This window comes from Rhizobium favelukesii, assembly GCF_000577275.2.
Taxonomy (GTDB): Bacteria; Pseudomonadota; Alphaproteobacteria; order Rhizobiales; family Rhizobiaceae; genus Rhizobium; species Rhizobium favelukesii.
In genome coordinates this window covers 379701-402126 of record NZ_HG916854.1, presented here as the reverse complement: position 1 = coordinate 402126, position 22426 = coordinate 379701, and the positions used below count along the sequence as shown (strand labels likewise).

The 22426-nt window shown below is 60.5% G+C and carries 20 protein-coding genes and 2 pseudogenes; 5 read left to right on the top strand and 17 right to left on the bottom strand.

Going from position 1 to position 22426, the window contains the following annotated elements:
- Window positions 1–9: 9 nt before the first annotated feature.
- From speB to LPU83_RS61940, 4 genes and pseudogenes are all read right to left on the bottom strand, one after another.
- On the bottom strand, window positions 10–981 hold the full coding sequence (speB, locus tag LPU83_RS61955; protein ID WP_024314204.1) for an agmatinase: 972 nt from the start codon (window positions 979–981) through the stop codon (window positions 10–12).
- A 355-nt stretch (window positions 982–1336) separates the two neighbouring features.
- Complete coding sequence (locus tag LPU83_RS61950; protein WP_024314205.1) at window positions 1337–4606, bottom strand: error-prone DNA polymerase; 3270 nt, start codon at window positions 4604–4606, stop codon at window positions 1337–1339.
- Window positions 4603–6126, bottom strand: a complete 1524-nt coding sequence (locus LPU83_RS61945; RefSeq protein ID WP_024314206.1) for a Y-family DNA polymerase — start codon at window positions 6124–6126, stop codon at window positions 4603–4605. Before LPU83_RS61945 ends, LPU83_RS61950 begins: the two co-directional genes overlap by 4 nt.
- Window positions 6041–6716 (bottom strand): annotated as a pseudogene (locus LPU83_RS61940) (ImuA family protein). The gene LPU83_RS61945 and the pseudogene LPU83_RS61940 overlap by 86 nt, the downstream one beginning before the upstream one ends.
- 347 nt (window positions 6717–7063) lie before the next feature.
- On the opposite strand from LPU83_RS61940, the gene dinB reads away from it, so the two are divergent.
- Window positions 7064–8158 (top strand): DNA polymerase IV, encoded by a 1095-nt coding sequence (gene dinB / locus LPU83_RS61935; protein WP_231052459.1) that lies wholly within the window; start codon window positions 7064–7066, stop codon window positions 8156–8158.
- Window positions 8159–8432: 274 nt separating this feature from the next.
- Here the strand turns inward: dinB and LPU83_RS61930 are convergent, their stop codons facing one another.
- The 12 genes from LPU83_RS61930 to LPU83_RS61875 form a co-directional block, all read right to left on the bottom strand.
- Window positions 8433–9002 carry a gamma carbonic anhydrase family protein gene (locus tag LPU83_RS61930; RefSeq protein ID WP_225040509.1) on the bottom strand — a complete coding sequence of 190 codons (570 nt, stop codon included), beginning with the start codon at window positions 9000–9002 and terminating at the stop codon, window positions 8433–8435.
- A 33-nt stretch (window positions 9003–9035) separates the two neighbouring features.
- The gene (locus LPU83_RS61925; RefSeq protein WP_029709955.1) at window positions 9036–9368 is read right to left on the bottom strand and encodes a cupin domain-containing protein; all 333 of its coding nucleotides are present in this window, start codon (window positions 9366–9368) and stop codon (window positions 9036–9038) included.
- A gap of 8 nt (window positions 9369–9376) precedes the next feature.
- Complete coding sequence (locus LPU83_RS61920) at window positions 9377–10381, bottom strand: quinone oxidoreductase family protein (protein ID WP_024314209.1); 1005 nt, start codon at window positions 10379–10381, stop codon at window positions 9377–9379.
- A gap of 42 nt (window positions 10382–10423) precedes the next feature.
- Window positions 10424–11302 carry a beta-keto acid cleavage family enzyme gene (locus tag LPU83_RS61915; protein ID WP_024314210.1) on the bottom strand — a complete coding sequence of 293 codons (879 nt, stop codon included), beginning with the start codon at window positions 11300–11302 and terminating at the stop codon, window positions 10424–10426.
- Entirely contained in the window at window positions 11302–12069 is a 768-nt protein-coding gene (locus LPU83_RS61910; protein ID WP_231052451.1) for an SDR family NAD(P)-dependent oxidoreductase, read from the bottom strand. The genes LPU83_RS61915 and LPU83_RS61910 overlap by 1 nt, the downstream gene beginning before the upstream one ends.
- Window positions 12066–12992, bottom strand: a complete 927-nt coding sequence (locus tag LPU83_RS61905) for a dioxygenase family protein (RefSeq protein WP_082321287.1) — start codon at window positions 12990–12992, stop codon at window positions 12066–12068. The genes LPU83_RS61910 and LPU83_RS61905 overlap by 4 nt, the downstream gene beginning before the upstream one ends.
- A 32-nt stretch (window positions 12993–13024) precedes the next feature.
- Window positions 13025–13810, bottom strand: a complete 786-nt coding sequence (locus tag LPU83_RS61900) for a glutathione S-transferase family protein (RefSeq protein WP_024314213.1) — start codon at window positions 13808–13810, stop codon at window positions 13025–13027.
- A gap of 69 nt (window positions 13811–13879) precedes the next feature.
- Window positions 13880–14923, bottom strand: a complete 1044-nt coding sequence (locus tag LPU83_RS61895; RefSeq protein WP_024314214.1) for a branched-chain amino acid ABC transporter permease — start codon at window positions 14921–14923, stop codon at window positions 13880–13882.
- A complete protein-coding gene (locus LPU83_RS61890; protein ID WP_024314215.1) occupies window positions 14923–15801 on the bottom strand; it encodes a branched-chain amino acid ABC transporter permease in 879 nt (292 codons plus the stop codon). Before LPU83_RS61890 ends, LPU83_RS61895 begins: the two co-directional genes overlap by 1 nt.
- 11 nt (window positions 15802–15812) lie before the next feature.
- Entirely contained in the window at window positions 15813–16544 is a 732-nt protein-coding gene (locus LPU83_RS61885; RefSeq protein WP_024314216.1) for an ABC transporter ATP-binding protein, read from the bottom strand.
- Window positions 16544–17290 (bottom strand): ABC transporter ATP-binding protein, encoded by a 747-nt coding sequence (locus LPU83_RS61880; protein ID WP_024314217.1) that lies wholly within the window; start codon window positions 17288–17290, stop codon window positions 16544–16546. The genes LPU83_RS61885 and LPU83_RS61880 overlap by 1 nt, the downstream gene beginning before the upstream one ends.
- Before the next feature lie 74 nt (window positions 17291–17364).
- Window positions 17365–18642 (bottom strand): amino acid ABC transporter substrate-binding protein, encoded by a 1278-nt coding sequence (locus LPU83_RS61875; RefSeq protein WP_024314218.1) that lies wholly within the window; start codon window positions 18640–18642, stop codon window positions 17365–17367.
- A 231-nt stretch (window positions 18643–18873) separates the two neighbouring features.
- On the opposite strand from LPU83_RS61875, the gene LPU83_RS61870 reads away from it, so the two are divergent.
- Complete coding sequence (locus LPU83_RS61870) at window positions 18874–19911, top strand: LacI family DNA-binding transcriptional regulator (RefSeq protein WP_037070569.1); 1038 nt, start codon at window positions 18874–18876, stop codon at window positions 19909–19911.
- 376 nt (window positions 19912–20287) lie between these two features.
- Here the strand turns inward: LPU83_RS61870 and LPU83_RS61865 are convergent.
- Window positions 20288–20547 (bottom strand): annotated as a pseudogene (locus tag LPU83_RS61865) (MFS transporter); the annotation flags it as partial.
- A 104-nt stretch (window positions 20548–20651) separates the two neighbouring features.
- Between LPU83_RS61865 and LPU83_RS61860 the strand changes: the two are divergent.
- The 3 genes from LPU83_RS61860 to LPU83_RS61850 all read left to right on the top strand — a co-directional run bounded on the left by LPU83_RS61860 (window position 20652) and on the right by LPU83_RS61850 (window position 22426).
- Window positions 20652–21609, top strand: a protein-coding gene (locus LPU83_RS61860) for an IS630 family transposase (RefSeq protein WP_112334086.1) whose coding sequence is annotated in 2 segments (ribosomal slippage) — window positions 20652–21002 and window positions 21004–21609 — 957 coding nt in all. Because the reading frame shifts where the segments join, the coding sequence is not laid out codon by codon here.
- Window positions 21610–21693: 84 nt separating this feature from the next.
- The gene (locus LPU83_RS61855; protein ID WP_425301956.1) at window positions 21694–21999 is read left to right on the top strand and encodes an FAD-dependent oxidoreductase; all 306 of its coding nucleotides are present in this window, start codon (window positions 21694–21696) and stop codon (window positions 21997–21999) included.
- Window positions 22000–22024: 25 nt separating this feature from the next.
- Window positions 22025–22426 carry a response regulator transcription factor gene (locus tag LPU83_RS61850; protein WP_225040511.1) on the top strand — a complete coding sequence of 134 codons (402 nt, stop codon included), beginning with the start codon at window positions 22025–22027 and terminating at the stop codon, window positions 22424–22426.

Genomic DNA, 22426 nt, shown 5'->3' with positions numbered 1-22426 from the left:
CGCTCGGCATCAGGCACTGGCCGCGTAGCGTCGATCCCCGACCTGTTTGGCGATGACGCACAGAAGTTCGAACATCATTGTGGCGCCGGCAAGCGCCGTCATGCCGGCGAGGTCAAACGGTGGCGAGACTTCAACGACGTCGGCACCGACGATCTGGACGCCAGCAAGCAGCCTGATCATCTGCTGGGCCTCGCGGGTCGTGAAGCCGCCCGCCTCCGGCGTTCCCGTTCCAGGCGCCATGGAGGGATCGATGCTGTCGATATCAAAGGTAACGTATGTCGGCAGGTCGCCAGCGATGCTTCGTGCCTCGCGCATCACGTCTTCGGCGCCGCGAGTGACAAACTCTTCCATGTAGATGATGCGCACGCCCTGCTGCTTGGCCCAGTCGTGCTCCCCCGGATCATAAATCGAGCCGCGAATTCCGATCTGGACGATCCGCTTGGGATCCAGCAATCCCTCTTCGATCGCGCGACGGAACGGCGTTCCATGCGTGTAGGGATTATCGCCGAAATAGCGGTCGTTGGTATCGGAATGAGCATCGAAATGGATCAGCCCGACTGGTCGGTGCCTTGCCACGGCACGCAGCACAGGCAAAGTCGTCAGATGGTCGCCGCCCACCGAGAGAGGAATGGCACCGGCAGCGACAATCTGATCCATGCCCGTTTCGATGCGACTAAGGCCGTCGATAAGATCGATCGGGTTGATGGAGAGATCGCCGACATCGGCGACATTGGCGATGCTGAACGGCTCGGTGCCCGAAACATGGTGCACGCGGCGCATGAGGCTCGACTGATTGCGAACCTCCCGCGGCCCGTGCCGGGCGCCTGCCCTGTTTGTTGTACCGCCATCCCAGGGAATGCCGACCAGTGCGATATCAAGCCCGGCTGCGGTATGCACGGCAGGCAGGCGCATGAAGGTGGAATGGCCGGCAAAGCGTGGCACTTCAGCAGCATCGACCGGTTGAAAGAAAGTGCCACTCATCGTTCCGTCCTGTCTTTGTAATGGTTAGGCAATGTGTGATCCTCATGTCTCGCACGCAAACACATCTTTTTGCAATTCCCGATCAACCTGCGTCGGGCCGGATGTTTTTACTTCCAGGAATCCTCCAGTCCAAACCCCGTAACTTACGCTGCACACTTTCCGGCAGTGGATGAAAATGGATCGCGCTGCGCCACTGCCCATTGGATGGAAACGGATGGGATAATGGATGACTACGCTCGACCTATCGAAATCGCGTCTCACGCCTGAGATCCTGCCGCTGATCGCCCAGATCGAGGAATTCAAAGGTGCGTGGCACGCAGCCTCCCCACGCCCGCGGTCCATGACGCTGTCTTCCTCACCTGAAATCCCGTGTTTTCACCTTGATCGCCTCGAGATGCAGATAGGGATCGACGATGTCGCGCGGGCGCGGCCCCTTCGGCAGCCCGCGCGGATCGGGCGCCGGCGATCCATGGTGAAACTCGTCGCCTCGCCCGTGCGGAAGCGGAAAGACGGCCTCTCGATCGCCGACGCTTGCAAGGTCGTCGGAAAGATCGCTCAGCCGGTGGGCAACGAGATGCACCACGTCGCCTTCCCGCTGGATGCGGCCATAAACGCCGAGCATGCCGGCGCCGAGCACGATGCGTCGGTACGTCTCGAAGGTCTTCACCCAGACCACCAGATTGGCAATTCCGGTCTCATCCTCGATGGTGATGAACATCACGCCCTTTGCAGATCCCGGCCGCTGGCGAACGAGCACGAGGCCGGCGGCTTCGAGCCACGTGCCGTCGCGTGCCTGCATCGCATCACGGCAAGTGGCGATGCGACGCTTGGCAAGATCGTCGCGCAGGAACGAGACTGGATGGCAGCGCAAGGTCAGCCCGACATGGCCGTAATCCTCAACGACCTCGCTGCCGGCCGTCATGGGTCTTAGCGCCACCAGCGGCTCATTGAGCTCTGATACCGTCCGGTCTTTACGAGCTGAGGCGGCGGCAAAAAGCGGCAAAGGCTCGTCGCGCAACGCCTTGATCGCCCAGAGGGCTTCACGTCGGGCGAGCCTCAGCGATGGCTGGAAGGCATCGGCTTCCGCCAGTTCGACGAGCGAGGCGGCCGGCACGCCCGCCCGCCGCCAGAGATCATCGATAGAGCTGAAGGGCGATTCTGCGCGCGCCGCGACGATCGCCGCCGCATCGTTATTGGCAAGCCCCTTGACCATACGCAGGCCGAGGCGCACGGCAAACCGGCTTTCGTCTTCCGTGGCCTCGAGCGTGCAGTCCCAGCGGCTGGCATTGACGCAGACGGGACGGACGTCAACGCCATGATCACGCGCGTCGCGCACGATCTGGGCGGGTGCATAAAAGCCCATTGGCTGCGCATTGAGGAGAGCCGCGCAGAAGACATCCGGATGCCAGCATTTCAGCCAGGACGAGGCGTAGGCAATCAGCGCAAAGGAAGCCGCATGGCTTTCGGGGAAGCCGTAGCTGCCGAAGCCTTCGAGCTGCTTGAAGGTCCTCTCCGCGAACTCCGGTGCGTAGCCATTCGCCACCATGCCGGCGATCAGCTTCTCGCCGAACCTCGAGACACCACCGGTATGTTTGAAGGTCGCCATGGCGCGGCGCAGCTGATCGGCCTCACCTGGCGTGAAACCGGCGCATTCGATCGCCACCCGCATCGCCTGCTCCTGGAAGAGCGGCACGCCGAGCGTCTTGCCGAGCACCTTTTCCAGTTCCGGCTTCGGATAGACGACCGCTTCCTTTCCCTCCCGGCGCCTCAGGTACGGGTGCACCATGTCGCCCTGGATCGGGCCCGGTCGGACGATTGCCACTTCGATGACGAGGTCATAGAAGGTGCGCGGCTTGATCCTGGGCAGCATCGACATCTGCGCCCGGCTTTCGATCTGGAAGGTGCCGAGCGTGTCGGCCTTCCTGATCATCGCATAGGTGCGCGGATCTTCGGCCGGAATGGTCGTAAGATCGAGATTAATGCCCTTGTGGCTGGCCAGCAGATCGAAGCCACGCTTCATGCAGGAAAGCATGCCAAGCGCCAGGCAATCGACCTTCATGAACTTCAAGATGTCGATATCGTCCTTGTCCCATTCGATCACCTGCCGGTCGACCATCGCCGCCGGCTCGATCGGAACCAGTTCGTCCAGACGATCGCGGGTCAAAACGAAGCCGCCGGGGTGCTGCGACAGATGACGCGGCGCACCCATCAATTGCCGGGCAAGCTCCAGCGTCAGGCGAAGGCGCCGGTCACCAAGATTGAGATTGAGCTCTTCGGCGTGTTTCTCGCCAACGTCCTCGCCCCAACCCCAAACCTGCGACGAGAGCATCTTTGTCATGTCCTCCGGTAGGCCGAGCGCCTTGCCGACATCGCGAATGGCGCCCTTCGAACGGTATCGGATGACGGTGGAGCAGAGGGCTGCATGGTCGCGGCCATACGTCTCGAATACCCATTGCATGACGATTTCGCGCCGCTCGTGCTCGAAATCGACGTCGATATCCGGCGGCTCACGACGCTCCTCGGAGACGAAGCGCTCGAAGAGCAGGTCATTTATGTCGGGATCGATCGAGGTGATGCCGAGTACATAGCAGACGGATGAATTGGCAGCCGATCCCCTGCCCTGACAGAGAATGTCCTTTGATCTGGCAAAGCGGACAATGGAGTTCACTGTCAGGAAGTAAGGAGCATATTGGAGCCTCTCGATCAGCTGCAGTTCATGCTCGAGGTTCCTCTTGACCTTTTGCGGCAACCCTTCCGGATAGCGCCAGGCCGCACCCTCCCAGGTCAGTTGTTCCAATGTCTGCTGCGCCGTCATTTCCGGGTGGGATCGCTCCTCCGGGTATTGATAGGCGAGTTCATCGAGTGAAAAGCGGCATCGCTCCATGATCTCGGTGGTGCGGGCGAGCGCTTCGGGGTAGCGCGGAAAGAGCCGTGCCATTTCTTCCGGCGGCTTCAGATAACGGTCGGCGTGCCGTTCCCGCCGGAAACCGGCATCGTCAATGGTGACGTTGTGGCGAATGCAGGTGACGACGTCCTGCAGGACGCGTCGCTCCGGCACATGAAACAACGCGTCATTGGTGACGACCGTCTCGACATCCATGGCCGCCGCCAGGTTGGAGAGCTGGTGAAGCCGCAGTTGATCATTCGGTCGGCGGCGCAGTGTGAGCGCCACATAGGCGCGATCGCCAAAAGCCTCCTTCAAGCGGCGCAGATGCAACTGGCAGGTTTGATCGGCTTGATCGGGGATAAGAACGGCGATCAGGCCTTCGCCATAGGCCACGAGGTCGGTCCAGTCGAGCCGGCATTTTGCCTTGCCGGCCCGTTTCTTGCCAAGCGACAGCAACCTGCAGAGGCGCGCATAGGCAGGCCGATCCGTCGGATAGACGAGGACCGACACGTCATCGGTGAGATCCAGGCGACAACCGACGATCAGCCGCACTCCCGTGTCCCTGGCCGCCTGATGGGCGCGCACGATGCCGGCGAGACTGTTGCGGTCGACAATCGCCAGGGCCTCGATACCGAGCACCGCCGCCTGCGCAAACAATTCCTCGCAGGACGAAGCGCCGCGCAGGAAGGAAAAGTGCGACGTCACCTGCAGCTCGGCATAGCGTGGCGTCTTCGTCATGCGAATATCCCATGTAGAAACCATTGGTGACTGCCGCTGTCACCGTGCTCGCCATCACCGGAACGAAAGATCCAATAGCGCTCGCCGGCATCATCCTCGACCTGGAAATAATCGCGAACGGCTGCCAGTTCGGCATCGCGTTTCCACCACTCGCCGAAGACGCGCTCCGGCCCGTCGGCACGCCTGACCCGTCGTCGGATGCCGCGCCAGGTGAAGCTGACGGGGGGATGATCAGGCAGCAGCGCCATGGTCTCGATCAGCTCGGGATGTGCCAGCAGTCGCGTCGGCCGTGGCCAATGATCGGGCCAGGTCTCGCCGTTGTCCGGGGCCATCGGTGCAACGCGGGAAACCGAGCGTTCGGGGACGTCGCTTGCGACCGGCGCGAAGCGATAGAGCCGCCGCTCGCCAATGCGGTTGCAGAGAATGTCGATCAGCCCGGATACGTCGGCTTCCGGTTCCCCGATCAACGAGGAAATCACCTGTCGAGCAATGAGCGGCTCGGCTTGGGTTGCCGTCAATGACATGATCTCGATGCCGAAACCGGGATCGATGGTCTCGATCCGGTCGGTCAGCAACCGTGTCAGCCGCTTGACGTCGCGAACCGGTGTCGCGGTTCCGGCGCGGATTGCCTGATAAGAGTTGTCGACGCGGTGGAAGAGAAGATCGACGCGCCGAGCGCCGAGCCCCTTCTCCTCAAGCGCCCGACAGAGTTGGTCCACGAGCCTGGCGGTATAGCGCGCGATCGTCTCGGCCGCCGCAATCGGCTCGCCGAAGGCGCGGCGAACCTCGATGAGATCCGGGGTGCGCACCGGATCGATCGGCTCGGCGATCCTGCCCATCGCCTGATCGAGGCGGCGGCCAAGCTCCGGCCCGAAGCGCAGCGTCAACGGTGCACGGGAAGCGCTGGCCGCCTGACCGATCGTATTGAAGCCCAGAACGCGAAGACCGTTGACGATGGCGGCATCGAGCCGCAGCGCGGCGATCGCAAGACCCTGGACGGCGTCGGCCTGGCCGCCCGGCGGAACGACACGTGTCGGATGGGCCAGAAACCGGGCACAGGCATGGGCTGCACCCCAGGTGTCGGCGACTGCCGCGCGCGCGGCAATGCCGGAGGCGAAAAAGCGGTTGACCATGCCCGACAGCATCAGTTCCTCGCCGCCATGCAGATGATCGGCACCTGTCGTGTCGATCACCAGCCCGTCGGGCGGATCGGCGGCAACGATCGGCGCATAGCGCTGCAGCGCCCAAAGTGCCAGACGATCAAGCGCCTCGGCGTCGGCGGCGGGATCGGCGTCCATAAGGGTGAGACCGGAAACCAGCGCCTGCGCCTTGGTTGCCGGCATGCCCACCCTCAGGCCGCCGGCGATCGCAGCCGCGTTCGCCGCCAGGACGACACGCCGGCGCTGCTGGCGGCCAACGAGGACGAGTGGCGTCTCAGGCGGAGGCGCGGCGTCGCCCAGTTTCCTCCTGAGGCGATCCGTGGACCAGTTCGGAAGGAAGAGCGATACGACCCTTGGCATCTGGAGCCTCCACTTCGAAATCTGCACTTTCGCCGGCGCGACAGCGGATCAGCTCGAGCAGCCAGCGCGCCCGGCCGATCCCTGGAACCGGCAAGGGAGAGGACGGCAATCCCGATCGTGCCTGAGCTTTCGGCGGCCAACTGCAGTCGGCGCGAGGCGGTCATCGATAGCCGCGCAAGCTCTCCAACGACAACACCCAGCCCGCCATGCCGCAGTCCCTCCTCCATGCAGGAAAGAAGCGCCTTTTCGTCGCCGGCCTCCACATAGATGACACGACCCGGCAGCAGGCCCACCTGGGCCAGCGCCGGCGCGAAGAGATCCGGCCGCGTCACGCACCACAGAACTTTGCCCCGGTTACGGGCGCCGACGGCTGCGGCAAACAGCGCTGCGGCGGCGCCGTCAATCGCACCGTTGCCGCCACCAGCGACTTCATGGAGCGCACCAAGAGCCAGCCCACCACCGGGAAGACGGTCGTCAATTGCGGGTACGCCGAAAGGAAGCACCGCGCGACTGCGTGTCATCCCGCCTTCAAGCCGCTCGATGCGTTCGCGCAGCTCGGCGACAACAGGATTGACAACGTAGTCACGCATGCGAAATGGCACCTCCTTCAGGCTTGAAACGGCAGAAACTGCTGATATGTTCCCTATTTGTTCTTAAATGAAAGAGGAGTCAATCAACCACCAAGCGACTGCTTTGGACGAATGGCTCGCTGGACTTGGCGGACTTGCCGATTTGCTGATGAAATGCAGCGGGATAGCTTGAAGACAACGATGGAGACGCACCAAGCGAAATTTGTGGCAGTTCAGATGAACGATTACTCCCGATGCCAAAACACTGCTGCTTATTCCTGACACCGGTTCTGATAAGATCTGCAGCGACAAATAAAAGGAAATGGATGCTGGGGACGCGAAAACCGGACGATGACGGCAAGAGCGGTATGGACGAGGTCCCCTCCGCTCGCAGCCGCGTGCGCAAAATCATCCATATCGACATGGACGCGTTTTATGCTTCGGTCGAGCAGCGCGACAATCCGGAACTTCGAGGCAAACCGGTCGCCGTCGGCTATCCGCAGGCACGCGGCGTGGTCGCAGCTGCCAGTTACGAGGCGCGCAAATTCGGTGTCCACTCGGCGATGCCGTCGGTGACGGCCAAACGCAAGTGTCCAGAGCTGATTTTCGTGCCGCATCGTTTCGATGTATATCGCGCCGTTTCGCAGCAGATCCATGCGATCTTTGCCGAATACACGCCGCTTATTGAACCCCTATCGCTCGATGAAGCCTATCTCGACGTTACCGATAACCTGAAGGGCGTGGAGCTCGCAACGGAGATTGCCGAGGAGATCCGCGCCAGGATCAAGGCTGAGACAAGGCTCACTGCATCTGCCGGCGTTTCCTATAACAAGTTTCTCGCAAAGATGGCCTCTGACCAGCGCAAGCCCGATGGCCTGTTCGTCATTAGGCCGAAGCACGGGCCGGCCTTCGTCGAGGCGCTCCCCGTCAAGAAGTTCCATGGCGTTGGGCCAGCGACAGCGGAAAAGATGCTGAAGCTCGGGATCGAGACCGGCGCCGATCTCAAAGCGCGTGATCTCACTTTCCTGCAGCAGCATTTCGGCAAGTCCGGGCCGTATTTCTACTGGATCGCCCGCGGCATCGACGAGCGCCAGGTCAAGCCCGATCGCATCCGGAAATCGGTCGGCGCGGAGGATACGTTTCGGGAAGACATCCATGATCTCGAGAGCGCCCGCGCCGGCCTGCAGCCGTTGGTCGATAAAGTCTGGCGCTATTGCGAGGCCAGCGCCATCCGTGGCAAGACCGTGACGCTGAAGGTGAAGTGGTCGGATTTCACGCAGATCACGCGGAGCAAGACGGCCCTCGCGCCGGTGGCGAGCGCGGCTGAGATCTCCGAGATCGTAAAGCTGCTGCTCTCGCCTATTTTTCCAGTAGCGAAAGGCATTCGATTGCTGGGCGTTACGCTTTCGTCTCTCGATGCTGTCGACGATGCAGACCAGCCGCAGCTCGCCTTGACGCTGTGATGCAATCACGAGTTACGACTGGCCTGCGGGAGTGACTGTCAAAGGCAAGATACGTTGTTCAAGACATACTGCAAAACTCTGCCAGCGCAGAGCTCTCACGGCTCAAGGTCGTTGGGGAGTTGTTTGTCACAAGCGGCATCGAGGGAGGTGGACTGTGCGATGCCACGAGGGTCGTCCCTCCTTGCGGCGGCCAAGGCTCTATCGGGCGGGCGCACGCCCCTCCACGATCGAAAGCCTTGCCTCGCTGCCGTCTTGGTTCTTGTCCTCGTCGCCATCAGGGCTGCCGTATCGATGCCTGTGCCAGGGGACTGAGCGAGCCGGCGTAGGTTTGGATCTTGCCGCGGTAACGGGCACTCCCTTCTGCCATTCGTTCTGTCTGTTCCGCCGTCAAGTTGCCTACGATGCGCGCGGGAATGCCGACCACAAGCGAACGGTCGGGGATTACCATGTTTTCGCGTATGAGCGCACCTGCGGCCACCAAACAGAACCTTCCAACGACCGCACCGTTTAGTACGGTCGCGCCGATCCCTATAAGACTGCCTGCGCCGATCGAACAACCGTGGACGGCCGCATTATGACCAATGGTCACATTCTCTCCGATCCGCACCGGAAACCCCGGATCGGTGTGGACAATGCAGCCGTCCTGGACATTGCTTCCACTCCCCACCTCGATTGGCTCGTTGTCGCCTCTCAGAACGGCATTGAACCATATACTAACGTCATGGCCTAGATGGACATCCCCGATGATTTTGGCTCCGGGCGCCACATAGTAATGACCGTTCTGTGGCACAGTTGGACTGCGCGTCCCTAAGCGGAAAAAACGCGGCTCAGCAGTTGTCATCATCGCCCTCGCCTTTAGTTCCTCGCCGCTAGCGGCCTAGACAGGCATCGCGAGCAGAACGGTCGCTGGAGAATTCGTGCGATTAAAAAGAGCACGTGCTTCGCCCGGCGCCAGCCGGCAGCTGTCGAGGCAACCGAGCGTCACCTCGCCGTTTGGCGTCTCGATCGTCACTGAGCCAGCGACGACGATATAGATCTTCTCCACCGGGGCGTCCTTCAAAGAGGTGTGCCCGCCCGGCAGGAGATGCGAGAGGCCGATCCAAATCGTGTCGGTCGCAGTCGCCTCCTTGCCCTGAAGGCGAAGGCAGCGCATGTCATAGTGCTCCGCCGCCTCGTACGACTGAGCTTCGCTATAGCGGGTTACCTGCATCGCGCGCCTCAAGGCTTCAGGAGCACGCGGTCCGGCGTGCCGCGCAGCACCGATGCGTAGGCCTCGGCGGCCTCGTCAAGGCGGTAGCACGTGGCGGGGTTGATCGGGAACGGTTTGAGCAGACCTTCCTCGAACTTTGCCTTCAGCTTGTCGAAGATGCGGGCACCTTCGACCGAAGATAGTGCCAGCGTGTCGATGCCGATGTATTTGTGCCGGCCGCGGAAGAAGTTGAAAATGTCGAAGGGTACGGCGCGATCGAACGTCGAGATGAAGATCTGTCGCGCCTGCTTCGCCATCGCCTTGTTGGCGATCTCGAAATAGGGGCTGCCGACCGTGTTGAAGACGATATCGGCACCGTGGCCGCCGGTCTTCTCGCGAACGATGGCCGCCACGTCGTCCTTGCTGCTGTTCAGCATCTCGACAGGGCGGTTTGCGTGGCCCATCAGCGGCTGATCGTTGTATTCGACGGCAAAGACCCTGGCGCCGGCCATGGTGGCAAGCTGGATCGCTGCCTGCCCAACCTTGCCGTTGCCGCCGCAGACGAGCACGACGTCGGTCGGCTGAACGCCGCCGGCTTCGCGCAATCCCTCATAGGCGGTGATGAAGGGGACACCGATTGAGCCTGCCTGTTCCATGGTAAAATTGGCAGGCTTTTCGCGCACTGCTTTCTGGTCGAGCACCATCCACCTGGCGTGGCTGCCGTCCTGGGTAATGCCAAGCTCGCCGCCGCCGCCCCAGATTTCCAGGCCAATCATGTGCTTCGGCCCCTCCCGCACGATGCCGCCGAAATCGCGACCGGGTATGCGCGGCCAGATGGCGTGCGGCATGTGACCGAGCGAGGCCTTGACGTCGCTCGGGTTGACACCAGCGGCTACGATCTCGACGAGGACCTGCCCGGGGCCTGGCCTTGGCACGCTGACGTCGACAACTTCGATTTGAAGATTATCGAGATCCGGCGAGGCGCTGGTCACCCGCAACGCCTTGCCTGCCTTGGTATCGATCTGAATATTCATGGTCTTATCCCCTTTCTAAGGCTGAGTTGAGCCGACGGCAGTTCAAGACTTCAGTTTGAGAATTTCGCGCGCTTGCGCAGCGCTTGCGATCTGGCCGCCCATCTTCTCGATGATGTCGCGCGCGCGCTCCACGAGTTCGCCGTTGCCCTTTGCGAGCACACCCTTGGCGATGTACGAATTGTCTTCCAGCCCGACACGCACGTGCCCGCCCAGGAGATAGGCCTGCGCGGCCATCGGAAACGACATCCGTCCGACGCCGAACCCGGTCCAGACCGCGTCGCGCGGCAGCATGCGCGCGGCCATCGCCATCGCATCGGTGGTCGATGGCAGGCCGTATTTGACGCCGGTGACGATCGTGAACATGGCGGGCGATTTCAGCACGCCGGCCTTGAGGAGATCATGGGCGAGCTGGATGTCTCCGGTGTCGAAGACCTCCAGTTCCGGCTTTGAGCCTACGCTTTCGATGATCTCCGCCATGATCTTGACGTTGCCGGGGGTGTTGATCACCACTTCGGCGCCGAAGGTCATGGTGTTGAGATCGAGCGTCGCAATATCGGGCTTCAGTGCCAATATGTGCTCAACGCGGCGCTCGGGCCGCATCAGTGTCGTGCGCGGACCAGCCACCGCCGGGTTTTCGTCGCTGGGATGATAGCGGCCACCCGGCCCGGTGGTGACGTTGAGGATTACGGCATCATTCTTTGCCCGGATCCGCTCGATGACCTCGCGATAGTACTTGATGTCCATCGACGGCTTTGCCGTTTGAGGATCGCGCACATGGATATGGACGACCGCCGCGCCGACATCCGCTGCTTCCAGACAGGAGGCGGCAATTTCCTGCGGCGTCACCGGCAGGCCGGGATGATTTTCCCGCGTCGTGAGATTGCCGGTCACGGCGCAGGTAATGATGACGTTCTGCTGCATCAGAGATGCCTCCCTCCGTCGACGACGATGCGAGTGCCCGTCGAGAATTTCAGATGCGTTGCACAGGCGAGGATGGCTTCAGCCACATCGGTCGGCGTCGTGATGCGCTTTAATGGCGTTGCGGCCGCCGCCTTGTCCTTGAATTCCTGGTCGCGGCCGGGAACGAACTCGGTGTCGACGACACCAGGCGAGACGGCCATGACACGGATCGCCGGAGCGAGAGCCCTGGCGAGAGAATTGGTCATGATGTCGAGGCCCGCCTTCGCACCGCAATAGGCGATGTTCGAGCCGACGCCGGTAAAGGCCGCGATCGAGGAAACATTGACGATAAGCCCGTTGCCGCTGTCGCGCAGTGCCGGCGCAAAGGCGCGGACAGTCGCGAAGACACCACGCCAATTGTTGGCGAAGACTTGATCGATCAGTTCGTCGGTCAGCGCCTCGAGATCGGCATGTGGCACCGGTCTGGTGACGCCGGCGGCATTGATCAGTATGTCGGCATGACCGCAGGCCGCAAGCGCTGCGGTGCGGAAGGCCTCGACGGACGACGTGTCCTCGATCGATACCGGAAGGGCCACATGGCCGGTGCCCGGCAGTGCCTCCGCAAGCGCCTCGGCCCTGTCCTTGCCGGCGCGGTAGCCGATGACGACCCTAGCACCGGCCTCGGCGAGCAGGCGGCAGGTTTCGCGACCGATGCCACCGGAGCCGCCGGCAACGATTGCGACCTTGCCCTTCAGCAGTTCGGAGAAAGTCATAGCGGTCACCATCATGCCTTCGTTCCCGATATCGGCGGCACCGGATAAGTCGGCTCGCCTTCGAGAAGCCTGAAGGTGTATTCGCAGCTATAGAAAGGAAGCTGCGCGCCTGGGTATTCCGCGTGCGGCTCGGTATGCTCGACGAAATCGCCGACGATCTGCACCTTCGCCCCGAACACGACATCGGTCGCGAGTGCCTGCGGCGTGTCAGAGAAAATCTGCGTGATCAGCGTCTTGTGGCCGGGCGCAGAGACGATGAAATGGATGTGGGCCGGACGCATCGGGTGGCGGTGCTGGGCGTGAAGAAGGACGCCGACAGGTCCGTCCGTTGGGACCGGGTAGCCCGCCGGCTTCACCGATGTGAAATGGAAACTGCCTGCCTCATCCGTGTGAAAGACGCCGCGCAAGTTGAAATCATCCTGATCCGCGTCCTGGTTCTCATAAAGGCCGACGGGCGAGGCCTGCCAGATATCCAGCTTGGCGCCTGCGACGGGCGCACCATCGAGCCCGATCACCCGGCCCTTGAAGAACAATGCGGGCCCCGGTGTTTCGGAGCGGGCGATGCAATCGCCGTTCGCGCAGTCCGGCGCGTGGCCGCGATAGAAGGGGCCGAGGAGGGCCGACATCGTCTCGCCCTGCATGCCGTCATTGTTGATGAGATCGATCAGCGTCGAAGCGCCGAGCACGTCGGCGGCAAGGACCACCTCGTTGTTGGTCTCGTGCGTGTGGTGGCCGAGCGCCGCGATCCAGCGCAACCCGTATTCGAACTCTTCCTCGGTCGGGCGCGTCTCGATAGTGAACTGGTGAAGATGGTGAATCAGCCTATCCATCACAGCTTTGAGGCGCGGGTTGGTGGTCTTGGCCATCGCCGCGAGCACGGTGGGCGTGACATCTTCTACCTTGGCGATGAGCTTCGGCTCTATGGTGATGTGTTGCATTGTCTTTATCTCCTTCTAACGGACCAAGCTGGTCATGCGGCAACATGTGCCGATGTCTGTTTCAGGGTCTGCAGATGCGGGTATTTTTCGGTCAGCAGTGAGCCGTGATAGTAGGTCTTCGCGAATGCTTCGGTTGCTCGGATGTTCTCCAGCCAGGAGGCAATCTGAGGCGCATCGGCCCACAGGTAGCCAAGGTTGATGTCGTCCATGCGCACGATCACCGGCATGATGGCGATGTCGGCCAGCGTCATGTCAGCCCCGAGCAGCCATGGCCCGCCTGCCTCGCGCAACCAATGTGCCATCCGATCGATCCCGCGCCTGAGGCGCCCGATCGCCTCGTCCATTTCGGACTGGGGAAAGCCGGTGCGCCCCATTTTCAGCAAGAATTCCCGGCGCAATGGCTTGCTTTCGCAGACCGCCAGGAACGCATCCTCGGTCATTGCCTGGTAGTGTGGCAGGAACGCCAGGTTGTACGACGGCACGCGCACGGCAGGCGTCGGGACTTCGTCGATGAAGCGCATCATCGTCCGCATCCGTGCCGCCTCGAGCGGATCGTGCGGCCGAAGCGGCGCGACGTCGCCGAGAATATCTTCCAGATATTCCATGATCACAGCGGAATCGATCACAGGCGCGTCATTGTGAACGAGCGCCGGCACGACGCCATTGGGGTTGATCGCGAGATAGTCCGGCTTCAGCTGGTCGCCTTTGAAGAGATCCAGTTTGTGCTCCTCGAAGGTCTTTCCCTTCAGGTGAAGGGTGTAGCGGACACGCTGGCTGCAGGTCGATTGCGGTGCGTTATAGAGCACGTATTCGGGCATGACTTCCTCCCCGTGCCACTTGGGCGAGTTCCATCGTTGAACGTTGCGTGGCAGGCTTCTGCCCTGCGATCAGTCCCAGTTCAGAACCCTGGGGAGCTTGCCCTTCTTTGCGAGGGTGCCCACCAGGCCGAGAGGAAAGAAGACGAGCCCGAGCGCCATCACCAGACCGGTTCCGAGGATGTTGATTTCCGAGGCACCCATCGTCGCTACGAAGAATTCGTTGAGCGCCACGATCGCGACTGCGCCGATGACAGGACCTGCAATCGTTCCCTTGCCCCCCAGGATGCACATCAGCACGAGGTTCGCAGAGATATTGATGAGTAGGAAGATATTCGGGCGCAGGTAGGTCAGGTATTCGCCCCAGACGGCGCCGGCCATGCCGACGAAAAAAGCAGAGAGCGCGAAGGCGAGTACCTTGTAGAGCCTAGTGTTGATGCCTGCACTTTCCGCCTTGATCTCATCTTTGGAAATGGCCCTCAGGCCGAGGCCGAACTTGGAATGCTTGATCCTGTAGGTCGCCCAAACGGTGAAAGCGGCGATCGCGAGGAAGGCGTAATAATAGGGAAGCTTCGTCCACTGCACCGTCAAGCTATTGGTCGGCAACGTCAGACCGTTGGTCCCGCCGATAAATGCCCAGTTGTCGAAAAGGATGCGGGCGATCATCAGGAGTGCGATCGAGGAGATGATGAAGCTTGGCCCTCGAACCTTCAGCGTAACGAGCCCGACGAGATAGCCGGCAGCAGCGGCCACCAGACCGGCAAGCGGAGCGGTGACGATGGTCGAGATGCCGTAGCGGGCAAACAGCATGCCGGCGACATAACCGCCAATGCCGAAGAAAACGCTGTGGCCAAGCGAGACATAGCCGGCAAATCCGCCGAGAATGTTCCAGCCCGATGCCATGGCGACCGAGCAGGCGGTGAAAAGAACCAGATGCAGCAGATAGTTGTAGTTGCCAGTAAACTGCAGGAGCGGCAGGGCTGCGAGAGCTGCAAGCAATACAAGGGGAAACCAGGTCGCCCGGGTCTGATCGGCTTTGAGCGCCAGTTTCTCGTTGTAGGCGCGCCGCGCCTCTCGCACCGTGCTAGCGCTGGATTGGGGAAACGTGACAGTCATTATGCCATCTCCGGTTTTTCGCCGAACAGGCCCTGGGGCCGGACGAGCAGGATAACGAAAAGAGCGAGGAAGAAGGTCATCGTCGACCACGTGGCTCCGATCCAGGTTCCGACGAAGGCGGCAATGATGGAAAGGCCGAGTGCAGCGACGACGGTACCGAGGATGCTACCCATGCCGCCAAGGACGACGACCGACATCAGCATCGCTACCCATTCCCAATGCTTGGCAGGGAAAAAACTGAAGACGAAGCTGACGAGCGAGCCAGCCGCACCTGCGAGGCCGATGCCGATCGCGAAGGCAAGAATGCTGATTGCGTTGACATTGACGCCGAGCAGCTCTGCAGCCTCACGGTTCTGGGTGGTGGCACGGATGGCATAACCCAGCCGCGAGTATTTCAGGAACAGCGTCAGCCCGCCGATGATAACCAGCGAGACGAGACCGGCATATAGTTGGCCCTTCGGAATGAAGATATCTCCGATGAAGATCGCATCGGTTGCGTAGGCTGGCGAAGTGATCCGCTGCGTGTTGCTGAACAGGCTGCCGAGCAGACCTTCCACCATCATTGCCAGCGCGAAGGTCAGAAGCACGGTCATCTCGGAGTATTTGGCACTCTTTGCCTCGCGCTCGAACAGCAGCCGGTAAAGCACGACGCCCACGGCCGCCATGACGACGGCCGCAACCGGCAGCATGAGGATCGGATCGAGACCGAACAGCGCGAAGGCCCAGTAGGCGACATAGGCGCCACCGATGATGAGCACCGGATGGGCCAGGTTGACGATGCGCATCACACCGAAGACGAGCGACAGGCCCGACCCCATCAAAGCGATGACGCCGCCGAGCGCCAGTCCCAGTATCAGTATCTGGATGATTTCAGCCATTTGTGTTCCCTTCAGGCGGCGGCCTTCTTGCCACCAAGGTAGAGTTCCTGGATGCGTGGATCGGCGAGGATCTCCTTGGCCGGCCCTTCGAAGAGCGTGCTGCCGAGATCGAGCACGACGCCCCAGTCGGAATTCTTCAGGCCCATGAGGGCGTTCTGCTCGACGAGAAGAACAGTGATGCCCTCCGCCGACATGGTCTTCATGATGTCGAACATCTCCTGGATCACCTTCGGCGCGAGACCGAGCGACGGCTCGTCCAGCATGACGATGCTCGGCTTGATGATCAGCGTGCGCGCCATGGCAAGTGTCTGCTGCTGCCCGCCGGACATGGTGCCGGCAAACTCGTCCGCCTTTGCCTTCAGCATCGGGAAGCGTTCGAGGACTTCCTCGACGCGGCGATGGAGCTCCTTGTGATCGTCGATGATGAAGCCGCCCATGCGCAAGTTCTCGCGCACCGTCATCTTCGGAAAGAGGGCGCGCTCCTGCGGCACGAAGCAGATGCCTTCCCTCAGGATCTGATCCGGGCGCATGCCGTTCAACCGCTTGCTCCTGAAGATCACGTCACCCTTACGGATTGTGAGCATCCCGCAGATGGACTTCAGCAGCGTCGACTTGCCGGCCCCGTTGGGCCCGATGATACAGTGCACCTTGCCCGGCTCGACTGTCAGATGGGCGCCATCAAGGATGGCCGGTCCGTCGCCGTAGCCGGCGGTGATATCGGAAACGTGTAGGAGTTCGGCCATCACGCTTCCTCCTCTTCCAGAACGCCGCCGAGATAGGCGTCGAGCACCTGTGCGTCCTTGCGCACAATATCAGGCGTGCCCGTGCAGATGACGCGGCCCTGTGCCATGACGACGACCTTGTGTGAAAGCCGCATGATGAGATCCATGTTGTGCTCGACAATAAGGACCGTCATCCCCTTCTCGTTTAGCGCGCGAATACGATCCACGATCTCTTCCATCAGCGATGGATTGACGCCACCGGCCGGCTCGTCGAGCAGGATGACCTTCGGGTCGGACATCAGGAGAGCCGCGAGATCCATCAGCTTCTTCTGGCCGTAGGAGAGGTTATGACCATCCTCGAAGGCGATCCTCGTGATCCCGAGAAAATCGAGGATCGACATTGCCTTGTCCTTCTCATCCCGGCTCATCGCCGGGCGGAAGAGCCCGCCAAATCCGTGAACCTTCGACTGGACGATGACGTTCTCGATCACTGTCATGTCAGAGAGGTTGCGCGAGATCTGGAAGGTGCGGCTGAGACCCTTGGCGGTGATCTTATGCGGGCGCAGATTGTCGATCCGCTCGCCGTCGAGCCATACTTCGCCGCCGCTGGGCGTGGCGGTACGGCTGATACAGTTGAACGCGGTGGTCTTGCCGGCCCCGTTGGGTCCGATCAGAGCCGTGATCGACCCCTTCTCGACGGTGAAGGAAGCACCATCGACGGCCTTTACCCCTCCGTAGTGCTTGCAGAGATTCCTGACTTCGAGCATTTGCCCGGCCTCCATTATCGTATGCTGGCTTTTTGAACGCGGGGCGACCTGTGGCAGCCCCGCTGACGGTTTCGTCAGAAACCTGCCTTGGGGTAGCTGAGCGGCGAAACGCCCTTGAACTCATCCTTCGGATAGACGAACTTCAGCTCGCCCCCTTGCCATTGCGTCATGATGTAGGACTTGTCCTTGGCAAGGCCCCGATCGTCCCATGAGAAGCGGCCGAGTACAGTGCGCACTGGATTGTCCTTAGTACGTTGGCGGAGCCATTCGCCCATCTTGGCGTTGTCGGTCGAGCCCGCTCCGGCGATCGCCTGTTCGATGCCCTGGCAGACAGCAAACGGGATGGCGCTGTCCTCATCCGGATCGACGCCGTAGGCTGCCTTGAAGGCCTTGACGAAGTCGGCATTGGTAAACGGCTTGCCCGCGAGCGTGCTTTCGAAAGGCGCGTCCTTGTGCCAGTTGGCATGAACCATCACGCCTTCGGCTGCGCTTGCACCTACGCCGTCGATGAACTCGTGCTGTGCGCCCTGGCTCAGGTAGACAAACTTCGGCTTGGCACCGACCGTTTTGAGTGCCCGGGTCAGCTGGACGGCTTCCTCTTCCGATGCCGTCAGGCCGATGATCAACTCGGCACCCGAACGCTTAATCGAGTTGGCAAGGTTCAGCCAGTCATTGAAGCCGTCGTCGGGCCATTTCTCCTGCATGACCACGTCGATGCCGGCGTCTTTCAGGAAACCAGGCGCAAGGTCGGCGATCTGCTTGTTGGTTGCCGCATCGACGACCTTTTCGCCAAGTAAGCCTGAAGCGATGGCGTTGGCGAAGAAGTCGTCGGCATGCACGATCGCGGCGGTCTTCGGTCCCTGCCCTGCCGGGATCAGATCCTTGATGACATTGACCACATCCTTGCCGGTATATTCTGCCGCGCCGACCTGGAAGTAGAAGAGGTTCTTGTAGCCCTGCTCGTAGATGCGCAGTGCGCCGCCTGATGGAACCGGGTGGACCATGTTGTATTTGGACAGAATGCTTGCCACCGGATAAGTGAGGCGGCTTGAAAAGGTGCCGTAAACCGCATCCACCTTGTCGACGTTGATGAAGCGCTCGTACTGATTGATCGCGGTTGCCGGATCCGAACGATTGTCGCTGACGACGAGATCGACTTGCCGCCCGAGAATGCCGCCGGCGTCGTTGATCAGCTTCGTGCAGAGTTCATATCCGCGCTTGTGCTTTTCGCCACTGACCGACAGGCCGCCAGTAATCGGCAACGACGCACCGATCTTGATATTCCCCGCGTGCGCGTTCGCTCCGATTAGCGCAAAGGCGACCGTTGCCGCAAAAAGTCCTGAAAGCCTCATCGATGCTCCTCCACCGTTCCACCATGAAATCTACGTGCAATCGATTGCACAAAATGCCGAAATTCCGCCCACCGATGCCATCTGGAAACTCCTCCGTCTTCCAGCCGCTGACTGTATGCAATCGATTGCACGTTGGTAACACGTCGGGGAGCAAATCGTCAACAGCTTCGTGCAATCGATTGCTTATTTCGATGCAATCGATATGCTAGATCGTGCTTCTGGAGCATGTATATGCTAAAAAAACGAATTACATTGAAGGACATAGCGCGCGAGACAGGAGTTCATGTCTCGACCGTCTCACGCGCGCTCGATCCTGTCGAACGCAAGAACATCACCGAGGAAGTCGCCAATCGCATCCAGGCGGCGGCGAACACGCTCGGCTATCGTCCGAACAGAATTGCCGCTGGTCTTCGCACCAACAGGACAATGACCGTCGGGGTCATGATCCCTGATATCACCAACGTCATTTTTCCGCCGATCCTTCGCGGAATCGAATGTGTTCTCGAGCCGTTTGGCTACGCCTCCATCATCGTCAATACGGATAGCGACGCCGAACGGGAAGAGCGGCTGATCGACGTATTGCGCGACCGCGGCGTGGACGGGATCATCCATGCCGCGGTACTCCGAAGTGACCCGGCGATCGCAAAGGCTGCTCAAGACGGATTGCCCGTTGTCACGCTAAACAGAAAGGTCGATGGCTCGCCCATTCCTTCGGTCGTCAACGATGAGGATTCCGGCATTTGTCAGATGCTGCGACATCTGCGGAGCCTTGGTCATACGCGCATTGCCCATATCGCCGGCCCGCAGGATCTGTCGACGGGCCAACTTCGTTTGACAGCCTTCCGCAGGGCGGCAGAGGACATGAACATCAACGTCGCGGATGATTTGATCGCCGTTGCTGCGCGGTTCGACGAGGCGGAAGGCGCACGATGCCTTGCGACATTGCTGACCACGGGTAGACCGTTTACGGCCGTGCTTTGCGCCAACGACCGATTGGCTCTGGGAGCCATTGAGGCAATGAGGGAACGAAATATTGCCTGCCCAGAGCAGATTTCAGTTACCGGTTTCAATGACATGCCCTTTCTGAACCTCATTCAGCCCAAGCTTACCACGATCCGTATTCAGCAATTCGGCGCGGGAAAAGCGGCAGCCAATATTCTCCTGCGGCTCCTGAATTCCGATGACAAGGCGATGATTCCGGTGGCAACGGTCCTGCCTGTAGAACTCATCGTCCGGGACAGCACCGCCCGTACCGCCAACGGAGCCTAACCTGGCTCCGCAGATCTTTCACGCCATTTAGCCGCAGCCACGCTATGCCCCTTAAGCCGAGCAATTCGCGCTCCTTTCGTCCTGAAGAAAGTTCGGACCTATGCCGCGCATACGAATCCCATCGACGCGTCTCACTTACCGCAGCGCCACGACAAAAGCGGGCACTTGTTTGCGAGGAAAGCCGATAAAGGTGTCCGGTGAAAAGGCTACTGCGGCGTTTTCACAGCGACAGCAAGGCGAAGGCGAATTGAGGGGCGATGGTCGAGGCCCGCAGTTCGGGTTGTCGCTAAGACCAATGCTCTCCGAGCGATCTTTTTAAAAAAGGTGGGGACCTCTTTAACCCCGGTCATTCGATCAGTCAGGCCAGACACTTTAGTCAGGCGATGCCCTGGGCAGGACGGTTGATTGACAGCAAGTGGCGGACAACCGGGGGCTCCGGCCCTTGATGGAATCGCCTTACCTCTTCCTGGATGTCGGCGTCCGCCTTCGACACGCGCTTGTGCTGGCGCAGATGCTCGGCCCAGGATTCGACCATGAACCATTCCACCATTTTGCCGGGATCGGCGGCATTTCGGTGACGCCCCAGCCATAAGCGCCGTCCCTACGGCGCGCGCTGGACAGGCGGGCGGGCGCACGTGCAGCCGCCGCGGAGGGGACTAGAGCATCGCACTTGAATTGAGAATCGAGTGGGGTTTTCACGAGGGTATTGGTGTGATTCACTGCGGTTGGAGGTGAATCACATGGGTAAATCTCATTCTGTTGATCTTCGTCAGCGTGTTGTTTCCATGGTCGCTAGCGGCCAATCACGGCGAGCCGCTGCCCGTCATTTCGCAATCAGCGACAGCAGTGCGATCAAGCTGCTGCAACGCCGGGAGCGGACTGGGCTGATAACCCCCGCGCGTCAAGGAAGGCCACCAGGTGCAGGGAAACTGTCGGCGTTTCGCGATTTCCTGGTCGCACAGGTCGAAGGCAAACCGGATATCACCATGCCAGAGCTTGCCCGTCGCCTTGAGGATGAACATGGATTGGTTATTCCACCATCGTCCCTGTCGCGGTTTTTGATAACGCAGGGATACACATATAAAAAAACAGATAATGGCGTCGGAACGCGCTCGCGCTGATATCCGAAAGGATCGTGATGTCTGGATTTCGAAACGCCAACCCCGGATGCGATTTGAACCGCATCGACTTGTTTTCTTGGACGAAACCTCGGTGAACACAAAGATGGTGAGACTGCGTGGGCGCTCCCCGCGCGGCGAGCGTCTCATCACGGATGCGCCCTTTGGCCACTGGGGGACACAGACATTCATTGCAGGCTTGCGCTGTTTCGGTCTTACTGCGCCCTGGATTATTGACAGGCCGATGAACCGGGAAATCTTCGACACCTACATCGAGACCCAGCTTGCGCCGACACTCGAACCAGGCAATGTCGTCATCCTGGATAATCTTCGCGTTCACAAGAGCGATAAAGCCAAAGCCTGCCTCAAGGAAGTTGGTGCGTGGCTCCTGTTTCTGCCGTCTTATTCGCCAGATTTGAACCCGATCGAAATGGCCTTCGCCAAAATTAAGGCCCATCTCCGAGCCGCCGCCGCTCGCACGTTTGACGCACTCTCAAATGCGCTCGGATCCATCTGCAACCTCTTCAACAGCCAAGAATGTCGAAACTATTTTACAGCCGCAGGCTATGGGTTCGATTAAAGGTACGGCGCTCTAACGCAGCCTTTGCGCGCGCTATTGAACAACTCGTCAATCTCTTTGGAGCGGCCGTTCGGCGGAGTCTTCATGCGCTCGTTGCTTCCGGCTGGGCGCAGGTCGCCACGATCGGCGGAGCTTACAGCCATGCACTGCCAGGCCAGGCCAGCCCGCCGTCAACTGGCGAAGCCATTCGACAATCGGCTATTCTTCGCTGGCGAAGCGACGAGTGCCACCGATTTTTCAACTGCCCACGGCGCTTATCAAAGCGGCGTTCGTGCAGCAGGGCAGGCAATAATAGCACTGAAGCCGGCCCATTCGAAAGTCTACGCGGAGGAGGCTCGGCCGTTCGGCACTGACGATCCCGACGAGCAGCATAAGTCAGGTCGGTATTGATGCGCCGCAGCATACGTGTTTCATAGTGGTGATTACGCAGATAGAGGTGCACTTGATAGGGGAACTTGCTTTGCCGCTGCCAACGATACTCATCGTCGAGGAAAGCGCACAGACGCGAGATGCCGCCGTCAACGCGATCACAGCGGCCGGGTTTTACGTTGCCGACGCCTCGAATGGCGATGATGCTTTGCGCATATTGCAAGGGGACCACGACATTGGTTTGGTGTTCACCTCGATTAATATGACCGGAAAAATCGACGGACTAGGCCTAGCTGTTCGCATCCATCGTGATTGGCCAAAGTTGGCAATCGTTATGACCTCTGCCGTGGTGGAACTCCGACAATCTTCCCTGCCCGAGCGTTGCCGTTTCTTAAAAAAACCGTATCGGATGGAAGACGCCATCCGATGCTTCAGGCTTCTGCTTTGA